Genomic DNA, 14,954 nt, shown 5'->3' with positions numbered 1-14,954 from the left:
GGGTGAGGAACACCCGCGACGAGGGCGGACGTTGCCCGAGAGTGCGAGTCCCCCCGGAGGTCTCCGGGGGGACTCGGCCTTCATCAGGAGTCGAGATCTCCGAGCATCATGTCGATCAGGTCGTCGTCGTCCATCGCGTCGATGGAGTCCGTCTCCTTCTCCTCGGCGTCCTTCCCGGCCTGGTCCTTGCCGCTCGCCAGCTCGGTGAGCGTGTCCAGCAGACCGGCGCGGCGCAGGCGCTCCAGCGGAATCGACGCCAGAACGGCACGGATCCTGGCCTCTTCCGGATCGACGTCCGGTTCGGCCGGGCCGTCCGTCGCCACCCGGCCACGCAGGTACTGGGCGAGCGCCGCGGGCGTGGGGTTGTCGAAGATGAGCGTGGAGGGAAGGCGCAGCCCCGTGGCCGAGTTCAGCCGGTTGCGGAACTCCACGCCCGCCAGTGAGTCGAAGCCGAGGTTCTGGAAGGAGCGGCCGGGCTCGATGGCCTGGGGACCGCTGTGCCCCAGCACCATCGCCGCGCTGCCGCGCACCAGGTCGAGCAGCGCACCGTCGAGTTCGGCTCCGGACAGACCGGTCAGCTTCACCCGTGCCGATTCGGAAGCGGCCACCCTCCCGTCGGATGCCGCCTGGCTCCGCACCCGGACCACACCGCGCAGCAGAGTGGGGATGTCGGTCTGGCCGCCGAGCGCCGCGGTCTCCAGCCGCATCGGCACGAGCAGGGCGTCCTCGCTCGTCCGGCCGACGTCCAGCAGACGCAGCCCGCCGGACATGGACAGGGCCGCCATGCCCTCACGCGCCATGCGCACCATGTCCGCCTGGGTGAGCGTGCCGGTCATGCCACCCGCCTGCTCCCACGGACCCCAGGCCAGCGATACGGCGGGGAGCCCGAGGGCACGCCGGTGTGCGGCGAGCCCGTCCAGGAAGGAGTTGGCCGCGGCGTAGTTTCCCTGTCCCGGGCTGCCGAACACACCGGCGACGGACGAGAACATCACGAACTCCGCCAGGTCCAGATCCCGGGTCAGCTCGTGCAGGTTCCACGCGGCGTCGACCTTCGGCTCGAAGACCGCGTCGATCCGCTTCGGCGACAGGGTATCGATGACACCGTCGTCGAGTACGCCCGCCGCGTGCACTACGCCGGTCAACGGGTGGTCGGCGGGCACGGCGGACAGCACCCGCTCCAGCGAGGCGCGGTCGGCCACGTCGCAGGCCGCCAGCGTCACCGAAGCACCGGCTGCGGTCAGTTCGGCCTCGAGGTCGGCGGCGCCCTCCGCGTCCGGCCCGCGCCGGGAGACCAGCACCAGGTTGCGCACTCCGTGCTCGGCCACCAGATGGCGCGCCACCTCGCTGCCCAGGCCGCCGGTGCCACCGGTCACCAGCACCGAACCCTCGGGGTCGAGGTCACGCGGCATGGTGAAGACGTTCTTGCCGATGTGCCGGGCCTGACTGATGTGCCGTACCGCGTCCGGGGCCCGGCGCACGTCCCACGCCGTCACCGGAAGCGGGCTCAGCACGCCGCGGTCGAAGAGGTCGACCAGTTCGACCAGCATCCTCTGGATCCGGTCGAAGTCGGTGATGACCAGGTCGTACGCCTGGTACTCCACCCCGGGATGGTCCGCGGCGACGACCTCGGGGTCACGCACGTCGATCTTGCCCATCTCCAGGAACCGCCCGCCCCTGGGCATCAGCCGCAGCGAGGCGTCGACGAACTCGCGGGCGAGCGAGTCCAGCACCATGTCCACGCCCCGGCCGTCGGTGGCCTCCAGGAACCGCCGCTCGAACTCCAGGTCACGCGACGAGGCGATGTGCTTCTCGTCGAATCCCATCGCCCGGAGGGTGTCCCACTTGCCGGGGCTGGCCGTGGCGTACACCTCGGCGCCGAGGTGGCGTGCGAGTTGCACGGCAGCCATGCCCACACCACCAGTGGCCGCGTGCACGAGGATGGACTCGCCCGCCCGCAGCCCGCCGAGCTCGGCCAGGCCGAGGTAAGCCGTCAGGAAGACCACCGGCACCGACGCGCCCTGGGCGAACGTCCAGCCCTGCGGCAGGGGGACGACCTGCCGCCGCTCGGCGACCGCGATGGGCCCGAACGCGTTGATCAGGCCCATGACCCGGTCGCCGGGTGCCAGGTCGGTCACTCCCGGGCCGACCTCCAGCACCACACCGGCGCCCTCGCCACCCATCGTGGCGTGGTCGTCCGGGTACATGCCGAGGGCGATCAGCGCGTCACGGAAGTTCAGACCGGCGGCGCGGACCGCGATCCGAACCTGCCCGGGGGCCAGCGGCGCTTCCGCCTCCGGTTCGGGCAGCAGAGCGAGGCCGTCCAGGGTGCCCCCGCCCGTGGTGGCGAGCTTCCACGCCGAGGTCCCGGCGGGAGCCTCGAGCACCCGGCCCGCGGCGTTCCTGGCGAGCCGGGGAACCAGCCCCTGGCCCGCGCGGAGCGCGACCTCCCGCTCGCCCGCCGCCATCGCTGCCGTCACCACGCCGACAGCAGCGGTGGCCGACTCGGCGTGGCGGTCGATGTCCACCAGCTGGATCCGGCCCGGGTTCTCCGTGGCCGCCGAACGCACCAGTCCCCAGACGGCGGCGTTGGACAGTCCGGCGACGCCCTCCCCCGGGCCCGTCGCGACCGCGTCGCTGGTCACCACGACCAGCCGGGACCCGTCGAACCGGTCCTCCGCGAGCCAGGACTGCAGCAGGGCCAGCGCCCGGTGGGTCGCCTTCCGAGTGGCGTCGGCGAGGTTCCCGGCGTCCGGCCCGGCGGGCTCGGCGCCGCACCAGGCCCAGACCACGTCCGGCACCGCGGCACCCTCGTCGACGGCGGCGGCGAGCGCGTCCACCCCGGCGTACTCGGCGTACTCGACGCCGGAGGCGGTGAGCAGCCCGCCCACCCGCGCCCGGTCGGCGCCGATCACCGCCGTGGACGCACCGGTCCGGTTCTCGTCCCGCGTGGCGGCGAACACATCCCAGTTGGCCCGGAACAGCGTTCCGTCGCTGCCGGTGGTGCGCGGCCCGGAGGCGAACCGCTCGGCCGCCACCTCGCGCATCACCAGCGACTCCACCGAGGCGACGGGCGCACCCGTGGCGTCGGTCACCAGCAGCGCGACCGTGTCCTTGCCCTGCGGGCGCAGCCGCACCCGCACCCGTCCGGCGCCCACCGCGTGCAGGGTCACCCCGGTGAAGGAGAACGGCAGGGTCACGCGCCCGCTCTCGCCGCCGAAGTCGCCCATCTCCATGGCGTGCAGAGCGGCGTCGAGCAGGGCGGGGTGCAGACCGAACTGTCCGGCGTCCTGAGCCGCCGAGTCCGGCAGCGCCACCTCGGCGTAGACATCGCCGTCCAGCCGCCAGACCGACTCCAGGCCCTGGAAGACCGGCCCGTATCCGTAACCGACCTGGGCCAGGCCCTCGTAGAAGCCCTCCATCGGCACCTGCTCGGCGCCCGGGACCGGCCACTGCGGCAGGCTGTCGGTGCCCGCGGCGCCGCTGTCCGCCTCGAGGACGCCCTGGGCGTGGCGTACCCACTCCTCTCCCGGCTCGTCGCTGTCGGAGCGCGAGTACACGCCGAGCGGCCGTACCCCGGATTCGTCCGTGGGGCCGACCACGAGCTGGATGCGGACGCCGCCCTGCTCCGGCAGGAGGAGCGGGGTCTCGAGGGTGAGTTCGCCGAGCCGTCCCGCCCCGGTCTCGGTGCCCGCGAGCAGGCCCAGTTCGACGAATCCGGTGCCGGGGAAGAGCACTCCGCCGGCCACGGCGTGGTCGGCGAGCCACGGGTGCGTCTGCAGCGAGAGGCGCCCCGTGAGCACCGTGCGGTCGCCCTCGGCCAGTTCCGTGAGGCCGCCGAGCAGCGGGTGGTCCACCCTGCCGAGCCCCACACTCCGGGCGTCGCCGGTCACGGCACCGCCCGCCTCGAGCCAGTACCGCTTGTGCTGGAAGGCGTAGGTCGGCAGGCTGACCCGGCGTGCACCGCGCCCGGAGTAGACCGCGTCCCAGTCCACTCCGACGCCGTTCGCGTACAGGGTGGCGACCGCCTCCGCCAGTGTCTGGGCCTCGGCACGGCCGGAGCGGGCCAGGGGCACGAACGCCGCGTCGGCGTCGATGGCGTCCAGGCAGTCCTGGCCCATCGCGGTCAGCACGGCGTCGGGGCCGAGCTCCACGCAGGTCGTCACTCCCTGGGCCGCGAGGCAGCGCATGCCGTCGTCGAAGCGGACGGCTTCGCGCACATGGCGGACCCAGTACTCGGCGGTGGCCAGTTCGGCGCCGGCTACATCGCCGGTGACGTTGGAGATGACCGGGATCGCCGGAGCCGAGTACGACAGGCAGTCGGCGAGCTGGCTGAACTCCTCCAGCATGGCGTCCATCCGGGGGGAGTGGAACGCGTGGCTCACCCGCAGCCGCTTGGTCTTGCGGCCCTGTGCCTCCCAGTGGCCGGCGAGTTCGAGCACCGCGTCCTCGTCGCCGGAGAGCACCACCGAGGTGGGACCGTTGAGCGCCGCCAGCGACACCTGGTCCTCGCGGCCCTTCAGGCTCTCGAGGATCTCCTGCTCCGACGCCTGGACGGCCACCATCGCGCCGCCCTCGGGCAGTTCCTGCATCAGCCGCCCGCGGGCCGCCACCAGAGCGCACGCGTCCTCCAGGGACAGCACCCCGGCGACGTGTGCCGCGGCGATCTCGCCCACCGAGTGCCCCATCAGGAAGTCGGGGCGCACACCCCAGGACTCCACCAGGCGGAACAGGGCCACCTCGAAGGCGAACAGCCCGGCCTGGGTGAACATCGTCTGGTTCAGCTCGTCACCGGTCGCGGCCGCGTCGTCGTCCTCCGGGCCGAAGACCACATCCAGCACGGAGGTGCCGAGACGCACCTCGAGATAGTCGCACGCCTCGTCGAACACGTCGGCGAACAGCGGGTAGGTCTCGTAGAGCTCCCGGCCCATGCCCAGCCGCTGGGCGCCCTGGCCGGTGAACAGGAACGCCACCCGCTGCCCCGTGGACCTGCCTCGCAGCAGGCCCGGCGCGTCGGTGTCCTCGGCGAGCGCCGCGAGTCCCCGCAGCAGCCCGTCGCGGTCGGAGGCCACCACCACGGCCCGCTGCTCGAGTGCGGCACGCGTCACCGCGGACGACCATCCGACGTCGACCGGGTTCGCGTCGCGGTCGCGCACCACGTGTTCGCGCAGCCGCGCGGCCTGCGCCCGCAGCGCCTCCTCGCTCCTGGCGGACACCAGCCACGACACGGGCTGGGACGCCATCTCATCGACGTCGGCGTCGGCGTCGGCGTCGGCGTCGGCGTCGGCGTCGGCGTCGTACGTCGCGTCATCCGTCGCGGGGGCGGGCTCCGCCGGCGGCGCCTGCTCGATGATGGCGTGCGCATTGGTGCCGCTCATGCCGAACGAGGAGATACCGGCGCGGCGTGGCTGCCCGGTCTCCGGCCAGGGGCGCTGCTCGGCGAGCAGCGCCACACCGCCCGACGACCAGTCCACGTACGGGGTCGGCACGTCCACGTGCAGCGTCCTGGGCAGGATGCCGTGGCGCATGGCCATCACCATCTTGATGACGCCACCCACACCGGCCGCCGCCTGGGTGTGGCCGATATTCGACTTGAGGGACCCCAGCCAGACCGGCTGCCCCTCCGGGCGGCTCTCGCCGTAGGTGGCGATCAGCGCCTGCGCCTCGATGGGGTCGCCGAGCGAGGTTCCGGTGCCGTGCGCCTCGACGGCGTCGATCTGGTCCGCGGTCAGCTCGGCGTTGGCCAGCGCCTGCCGGATGACGCGCTGCTGGGAACGCCCGTTGGGGGCGGTCAGACCGCTGCTTGCGCCATCCTGATTGACGGCGGAGCCGCGCACGATCGCCAGCACCTCGTGGCCGTTGCGCCGGGCGTCGGAGAGCCGCTCCACCAGGAGGACGCCGACGCCCTCGGCCCACGAGGTGCCGTCGGCCTCGGCGCCGAACGCCTTGCAGCGCCCGTCGGAGGCGAGTCCGCGCTGGCGGCTGAAGAGGATGAAGTCAGCCGGGCTCGGCATCGTGGCGACACCGGTGGCGAGCGCAAGGTCGCATTCGCCCTGGCGCAGCGAGTACGCCGCCTGGTGCAGGGAGACCAGCGAGGAGGAGCACGCGGTGTCCACGGTCAACGCCGGGCCCTCGAAGCCGAAGGTGTAGGAGATGCGCCCGGAGGCGACGCTGCCCGCGGTGCCGGTCAGCGCGTAGCCCTCGAGGCCGCTCTTGGTGCTCTGGAGGTGGGGCCCGTAGTCGTGGCGCTCAACGCCGGCGAAGACGGCGGTCCTGCTCCTCCGCAGCGTGGTGACATCGATACCGGCCCGCTCGAAGACCTCCCACGACGTCTCCAGCAGCAGCCGCTGCTGCGGGTCCATGGCCAGCGCCTCACGCGGCGAGATGCCGAAGAACTCCGCGTCGAACTCGGGGACGTCGTGGATGAAGCCGCCCTCGGTCGCGTAGCTGGTGCCGGGCCGGTCCGGGTCCGGGCTGTAGAGCGCCTCCAGATCCCAGCCCCGGTCGGTGGGGAACGGGGTGATGGCGTCGACACCCTCGACGACGACCTTCCACAGGTCCTCGGGACTGTTGACGCCTCCGGGGAAGCGGCAGCTCATCCCGACGATCGCGATGGGGTCGTCCGAACCCACGACGGCACGCGCGGGAGCGGTGTCGTCCGTGTCGACGGGGAAGATCTGCCGGTGGAGGTGGTCCACCAGCTCGCTGGGCGTCGGGTAGTCGTAGGCGAGCGACACCTCCAGTGTGAGGCCGGTGGCGGCGACCAGTCCACGGTGCAGATTGACCGCCGCGAGCGAGTCCAGCCCCAGGTCGAAGAACGAGCTCTCCGCGTCGAGCGCGCGCGGCGACTCGGACCGCAGCGCCGCGGCGGCATGTGCGCGTACCAGGTCGAACAGGACCCTGCGCTGTTCGAGGTCCGGAAGTTCTTCGAAGTCCGGTGCGAGTGAGGGAAGTTCGCCTGGGCTCTCGCCGCGTTCCGGCCCAGCCTGGATTCCGGACTCGCCTGAGTCGCTGGACCCGTTCAACATGGTGCTCACCTAACTCCTGCCTTGTGGAAGACCCTGCGTCAAAGCTGTGTGCCGCGCCGACCGCGGCTTCGGCGTGGGCGCCCGCCCGCCATTCATCAATGCCGGGCGGGCGCGTGGCCGTTAGAGGTTGGCCATCCAGTTCTCGACGGCCTGGGCGGTGGTCTCCGCGTGCTTCTCCATCATGCTGAAGTGATCTCCGGGCACGTCGATGAGGGAGTCGGCGGGCCAGTCGGCCTGCCAGCTCTGCACCTCCGCGTTCGGGTCCGTCCGCAGCACCGTCTCGGTCGCACGAAGGTGGAGAGTGGGAACCGAGATCTGCGGCGGCTTCCACTCCGCCAGCAGATGCGAGTACCAGCCCATGGCGGACATCCGGACACCCTCCATGGAGACGAGCTCGTCCCGCTCGTACATTTCGTCCAGCCAGGCGTTCTCGAACTGGCCGAGCTTCGTGGTGTCCGGAAGGTAGGTATCCATCAGGACGACTCCCGCGGGTGGTGTGCCCTGGCTCTCCAGAGCGGCGGCCACCGAGTGGGCGAACATTCCTCCGGCCGAGGAGCCGCACAGGACGATCGGGTCGCCTTCGGCGTACTCGGCAACGACCCTCGCCTGCAAGTGGAACAGCGTGTCCAGAGTGGCCGGAAGGCTCTCACCCTGGACGGACCCCACGGTGCCGAGGCCCGCCACGTCCCGGTTGCCACGGAACGGCGCGGCGAACCGTGCGTACTGGTGGACACCGCCCAGGGCAACGTGGGAGGAGAAGCACATCAGCCGGGGGCGCTGAGGGCCTCGGGAGAGCCGCGCGGGCCTGATGTTTCCCTCGTAGTCGGCTGGGTCCTCGAAGGTCGGACGGAGCCTTGCCGCGTTCACCAGCAGATCCATGCCGACGCTGACCTTGCCCTGCTGCGCCGCCTGCCGGTAGAGAGAGCCGAGGGTGTCATCCGTGTTCACCTGCGGTGCCGGGGAAACGGGCTCGGCCACTGGCTCGGCGCCCGGAGCGGCCGCAACGGTCTGCTCCTGGACCTGGCGGCCGGCGGGAGCGGACGCGATCTCGGCCGCGAGCCGGGGGCGCAGATGGGCCACCATCTCGCCCGGGCTCGGGTGGTCGAAGACGACCGTGGTGTTCAGCTTGAGGCCGGTGAGGGCGGCCAGCTGGTTACGGAATTCGACCGCCGTAAGAGAGTTGAAGCCCATCTCCATGAACTCGTGTCCGGTGTCGATGTCATTGGGTGATGCGAAACCGAGCACCGCGGCGGCGACGGTACGCACCATTTCGAGAAGCGCCTCGTCCCGCTCGGCCTCCGACAGCCCGGCCAGCCGCTGCCGCAACTGGGTGGGCTGGTCCACCTCGGACTCCGCCGCCCGAGCCGTACGCCGGACGGGGGAATCCGGGACGACGGAACGGAAGAAGGCGGGCAGCGCGGCGCCCTGGGCACGCAGCGCACCCACGTCCAGCCGGGCGGGAATCACCACGGCCGTGTCGGAGGTGACTCCAGCGTCGAAGAGCTCCAGACCCTCTTCGGAGGAGAGGGGCGCCAGACTGGTGCGCGCCACATCGTTCCACTCCGTGTCCAGCCGCTGGACCTCGTAGAGATCGCTCAGCAACGGGCTGGGCCGGGTCGCGGTGAACGCGGGGACGAACCGTTCCCAGTCCACGTCCACGACCGTCACCACACCGTCGTCGCCCGCCACCACGCGTTCCAGACCGGCGATCGCCGGCTCCGGCGTCAACCGGGGCAGACCGCGCCGCGCCAAATGATCACCCTGCTCGTCCGCGGCCGCCATGCCGATCTCGGCCCAGGGGCCCCAGACCACGGAGGTGCCGACGAGACCCCGCGCACGGCGCTCCTCCACCAGCGCGTCCAGGTAGGCATTGGCCGAGCTGTAGGCGACCAGGCCGCCACTGCCCCACAGACCGGAGATCGACGAGAAGAGCACGAACGCGTCGAGCTCACGGTCGCCCAGCAGCTCATCCAGGTTGACGGCACCCGCCACCTTGCCCGAGACGATGGTGGCGGCATCGGCCAACCCGGTCTCCAGCAGAGGCGTTCCCCCGGTGGCGCCCGCCACGTGCACGACCGCCGTCAGCGGATACTCCTCCGGGACGGCGTCCAGCACCGCGGCCAGCTGCTTGACGTCGGCCACATCACAGGCCGCCACCGTCACCCGGGCGCCCAGCCCCTCCAGCTCCTCGCGCAGCTCGGCCGCGCCCGGCGCCTCGGGACCCCGACGGCTGGTCAGCACCAGGTGCTCGGCGCCACTGCGCGCCAGCCACCGGGCCGCCTGACCACCCAGCCCGCCCGTACCACCGGTCACCAGCACGGTGCCACGCGCCCGCCACGTCGTCCCCTCGGCAACGGACGGAGCCGACCGCACCAGACGGCGCACGAAGACACCGGAGCCGCGAACCGCGACCTGGTCCTCGCCGCCCCCGGCGGACAGCACACCGGTCAGCCGGGCCGCACCGCGCTCATCCAGCGACTCGGGCAGATCGACCACACCGCCCCACAGCGGCGGCAGCTCCAGCGCGGCCACCCGGCCCAACGCCGACACCATCGCCTGCAGCGGGCTGGTGAGCCGGTCCGAGCCGTCCACCGAGACGGCCCCTCGCGTACCACTCCACAGCCGAGCCGGAATCTTCGCCTCGACCATGGCCCGCACCAGCACCAGGCTCAGCGCGTAGCCGCTCGGCAGAGCCGGATGCCCCGGGCAGGGTTCCTCGTCCAGGGCCAGCAGCGACAGGACACCGCCCAGCTCGGGCGCCTGCTCGGCCACCTCGCGCAGCCGCTCCGCCAGCACGCTCGGGTCCAGGTCCTGCTCGTCCACGACGACCGAGACCACATTCGCACCATGCCGCTCGAGCCCGGCGACAACCCCCGAGACCAGCTCGTCCCCGGCACGGGATGCCGGAACCACCACCGGCCAGGTCCCCGACAACGACCCCTTGGCCGGGTCCGGGACCAGCTTCCACGACACCTGATAGCGCCAGTTGTCGATCTCGTCCCGCCCGGGCGGTGTCACGCCGCTGTCCTCGGCCCACCGGCCCCACGCCAGCGAGACACCCGGCAGTCCTTGGGTGCGACGCCACGACGCGAGGCCGTCCAGGAACACATTGGCCGCGGCGTAGTTGCTCTGCCCGGCCGCGCCGAGCAGACCCGCGGTCGATGAGAACAGCACGAACGCCGACAGGTCCATGCCCGCGGTCAGCTCATGCAGATTCCAGGCCGCGTCCACCTTCGCCCGCAGCACCGCGGTCGCCTGCTCGCGTGTCAGCGATGCGAACAGCCCGTCATCGAGCACCTCGTCCGCATGCACCACGGCGCTCAACGCGAGCTCTTCGGGCAGTCCCGCCAACACCGCGGCAAGCGCTTCGCGGTCCGCGGCGTCACAAGCCGTGACCACCACCTCGGCGCCCGCGGCCTCCAGTTCGGCCCGCAACTCGGCCGCACCGTCCGTCTCCGCACCACGGCGGGACAGCAGCACGAGCTTCTCGACGCCGTGCCGGGCCACCAGATGCCGGGCCACCAGACCGCCCAGAGCGCCCGTGCCCTCCGTCACCAGCACGGCGCCGGAGCCGAACACCTCCGACTCGGGACCGTCACCGGCGGGCAGTGAGCGGGCCAGACGCGGCAGGCGGACCTCGCCCGAACGCACCACCACCTGCTCCTCACGCGTGGCCACCACCCCCGCGAGAAGTGCCACCGCACGCTCGACATCATCCGTGTCGACAAGCACCAGCCGTCCCGGGTGCTCCGCCTGCGCCGACCGCACCAAACCCCATGCGGCCGCGCTCGCCAGGTCCGTCACACCGTCGCCGGTGTCAACGGCACCCTGGGTCAGCACCACCAGCGGGGTGGCCGCGAACCGGTCGTCCGCCAGCCACGACTGAACGGTCTCCAGCACCTCGGCGACCCGTGTGTGTACCTCGTCCACCACGGCGGGGCCGGCCGAAGCCACCGGCAGCACCACCATTCCGGGCATGCTCGTGCCCGTCGCCAGGGTGTCACTCAGCGCCTCGGGGTCCGAGTACACGTCGGCGGAGAAGAAGCCCGCCGCCTCCAGAGCGTCGCCCACGCCGAGGCAGTCGTCGACCAGCACCGCCCACCAGCCGGGTGCCACGCCCTCGGCGGGCTTCGCCGCGCCCGCCGTCCACTCCATGCGGAACAGCGCCTCACCGGCAGTCCGGCTCACGTTCTGCAGTGCGGCGGCCTGCATGGGACGGAAGAGGAGGGAGTCGACGGAAGCCACCGGGCGGCCGGAGGTGTCGGCCATGGCCAGCGACACGGCCTGCCGACCGTCCGGGACGATTCGGACGCGCAGCGCTTGGGCACCGACAGCTTCCAGGGAGAAGCCCCGCCACGAGAACGGCATCAGATTGCCCGCGCTCGGTGCGTCGTCGCCTCCGCGCAACGCGTTGTTCGCGCCGATCGCCTGGAGGGCCGCGTCGAACAGGGCCGGGTGCAGACCGAAGTACTTCGCGATGCCGCGCTGCTCCTCGGGCAGCTCGACGTCGGCGAACACCGCGTCGCCGCGCTTCCAGGCGCGCCGCAACCCCCGGTACGCGGGACCGTAGTACAGCCCGTGCTCGGCGGCATGCTCGTAGCCGCCGGAGACGTCGACGGGCTTGGCGCCGGAGGGCGGCCACTTCGCGAAGTCGAAGGATGCCGCCGGCGCGGGCGGCGTGAGCACACCGTGAGCGTGCTGCACCCACGGCTGCTCGAGGTCGGCATCGTCGTCGGCCGGCTCCAACCGCGAGTACACGCTTACGTCGCGATGGCCCGAGGCGTCGGCCTCCCCCACCTCGACCTGGATCTGCACCCCTCCGCGCTCGGGCATCGCCAAGGGCGCCACCAGCACCAGCTCATCGACCCGGCCGCACCCGACCTGGTCGCCCGCCTGTGCGGCCATCTCGGCGAAGGCCGTCCCGGGAACCAACGCCACGCCCTGCACCGTGTGTTCGGCGAGCCAGGGGTTCGTGGCTGTCGACAGCCGCCCGCTGAGCAGCACTCCGCCGCCGCCCGCCAGCGAGACCGCGGCGCTCAGCAGGGGGTGCGCCACCGCCCTGAGGCCCACCGATCCCACGTCGCCGACGGCCGCCATCGAGTCCAGCCAATAGCGCTGACGCTGAAAGGCGTAGGTCGGCAGATCGACCCGGCGGGCACCACGGCCCTCGAACACCTTCCGCCAGTCGACACCGACGCCACTGGTGTGCAGCTCGGCGGCCGAGGTCAGGAACCGCTCGGGTCCGCCCTCATCCCGCCGCAGGGTGCCCACAACCACTGCCCGCGCCTCAGCGGCCTCCACCGTCTGCTGCACCGGCAGGGCCAGCACCGGATGCGGGCTCACCTCGGCGAAGACCGTGAAACCGTCATCCAGCAACGTGCGCGTCGTGCTCTCCAGCTCAACGGTCTGCCGCAGGTTCCGGTACCAGTACTCCGCGTCAAGAGCAGCCGTGTCCACCAGCTCACCGGAGACCGTCGAATAGAACGGCACCTCCGACGAACGGGGCGCGATGTCCGCCAGAACCTTCAGCAGTTCCTCGCGGATCTCCTCCACATGTGCGGAGTGCGAGGCGTAGTCCACCGGAACCCGACGGACCCGCACCTCCTCGCCCTCCAGCTTCGCGACCATCTCATCCAGCGCCTTGGCATCACCGGAGACCACGATGGAACCGGGGCCGTTGACCGCCGCGACCGAGATCGCGCCGTCCCAAGCGGCGATACGCTCCTTGACCTGGTCGACCGGCAGCCCGACCGACACCATGCCACCACGACCCGCCAGACCGGCGGCGATCGCCTGCGACCGCAGGGTCACCACCTTCGCGGCATCCTCCAGCGACAGCGCACCCGCGACACAGGCCGCGGCGATCTCGCCCTGGCTGTGACCCATCACGGCGTCCGGTTCCACACCCACCGAACGCCACAGCTTCGCCAACGACACCATCACCGCGAACAACACCGGCTGAACGACATCCACCCGGTCGAAGCCGGGAGCGCCCTCGGCACCACGCAGCACATCCGTCAACGACCAGTCCACATACGCGGACAGAGCCGTCTCGCACTCGCCGATCGCCTCCGCGAAGACCGGAGAGGACTCCAGCAGCTCCACCCCCATACCGGCCCACTGCGCACCCTGACCGGGGAACACGAAGGCGGTCCTGCGCCCCTTCGCCGCCTGCCCCCTGACCACGCCCTGGGCCACCTCGCCCTCGGCCACGGCCCGCAGGCCGCGCAGCAGGCTCTCGCGGTCCTCGCCGATCACCGCGGCGCGGTGCTCGAACGCCGATCGGGACGCCGCCAGGGAGTAGCCGATGTCCGCTACGGACGCCACCGTGAGATCGTCGCCCTCAGCGGAGCCCTGGGCCGTCAGACGGGCGTACAGCCGCTCGGCCTGCGCCCGCAGCGCGGCCTCACCCTTGCCCGAGAGCAGCCATGGCACCACGGCGGAGGCGACCGGGTGGGGAGCCTCGGCCCCGGAACCGTCCGACTCCGACTCCTCCGCTTCGGAGGCCTGCTCGATGATGGTGTGCGCGTTGGTGCCGCTGATCGCGAAGGAGGAGATCGCCGCCCGGCGGGGCCGACCCGTCTCCGGCCAGGGCTGGGCCTCGGTCAGCAGCTCCACGGCCCCCGCCGACCAGTCGACATGCGGGGTCGGCTCGTCCACATGCAGCGTCTTGGGCAGAACGCCGTGCCGCATGGCCATCACCATCTTGATGATGCCCGCGACACCCGCCGCCGCCTGTGCGTGGCCGATGTTGGACTTGATGGATCCGAGCCACAGCGGTCGGTCCTCCGGCCGGTCCTGGCCGTAGGAGGCGATCAGCGCCTGCGCCTCGATCGGGTCGCCCAGGGAGGTGCCCGTGCCGTGCGCCTCCACCACGTCGACGTCGTCCGGGGTGAGTCCGGCGTTGTCGAGCGCCTGACGGATCACCCTGCGCTGTGACGGGCCGTTGGGGGCCGTGAGGCCGTTGCTGGCGCCGTCCTGGTTCACCGCGGAGCCGCGCACCACCGCCAGCACGGGGTGGCCGTGGCGGCGGGCGTCGGACAGTCGCTCCACGAGCAGTACGCCGACGCCCTCGGACCAGTTGGTGCCGTCCGCGGCCGCCGCGAAGGGCTTGCAGCGGCCGTCGGAGGCGAGACCCCGCTGACGGCTGAACTCGGTGAAGGTTCCGGGGCCGGCCATCACGGTGATGCCACCGGCCAGGGCGAAGTCGCACTCGCCCTGGCGCAGCGCCTGCGCGGCCAGGTGCAGCGTCACCAGGGACGACGAGCACGCCGTGTCCACGGTCACCGCAGGGCCTTCGATGCCGAGGACATACGAGATCCGGCCGGAGGTGACGGCGGGTGTCTGCCCCGTCATCAGATGGCCTTCGACCTCTTCGGCCTCGATCGGTCCGGCCGCACCGTACCCCTGGAAGGCGGCGCCCATGAACACGCCGCCGGTGGTGCCCTTGACGGACAGCGGGTCGATGCCCGCCCGCTCCAGGACCTCCCAGGACGCCTCCAGCAGCAGCCGCTGCTGGGGGTCCATCGCCAGCGCCTCACGCGGGGAGATCCCGAAGAACACGGGGTCGAACAGGGCGGCGTCGTGCAGGAATCCGCCCTCGTTCACATAGCTCGTGCCCTGGCTGTCGGGGTCCGGGTCGTACACCTCCTCGAGCCAGCCGCGGTCCTTCGGGAACGGTGAGAGCCCGTCGGCGCCCTCGGCGACCATGCGCCAGAGCTCCTCCGGAGAGCTGACCCCGCCGGGGAAGCGGCAGCTCATCGCGACGATCGCGATCGGCTCCCGGTTCTTCTCCTCCACCTCCCGAAGGCGCAGACGAGTGCGGTGCAGATCAGTCGTCACCTTGTTGAGATAGTCGCGGAGCTTCGTCTCGCTCACTGTTTTGCCGTCACTTTCTCTACAGTCAGGGTCAGAGGGCGCTGGACAACG

1 protein-coding gene and 1 pseudogene are annotated in these 14,954 nt (G+C 71.9%); both read right to left on the bottom strand.

Going from position 1 to position 14,954, the window contains the following annotated elements; genetic code table 11:
- Positions 1–83: 83 nt before the first annotated feature.
- Positions 84–7,034 carry an SDR family NAD(P)-dependent oxidoreductase gene (locus tag J5X86_RS31890; protein ID WP_374229314.1) on the bottom strand — a complete coding sequence of 2,317 codons (6,951 nt, stop codon included), beginning with the start codon at positions 7,032–7,034 and terminating at the stop codon, positions 84–86.
- A gap of 186 nt (positions 7,035–7,220) precedes the next feature.
- A pseudogene (locus J5X86_RS31885) lies at positions 7,221–14,903 on the bottom strand (type I polyketide synthase); the annotation flags it as partial.
- Positions 14,904–14,954 lie beyond the last annotated feature (51 nt).

It is taken from the genome of Streptomyces sp. NEAU-YJ-81, assembly GCF_017592595.1.
In the GTDB taxonomy this organism is placed as follows: domain Bacteria; phylum Actinomycetota; class Actinomycetes; order Streptomycetales; family Streptomycetaceae; genus Streptomyces; species Streptomyces hygroscopicus_B.
This window is presented reverse-complemented; position numbering and strand designations above follow the sequence as displayed.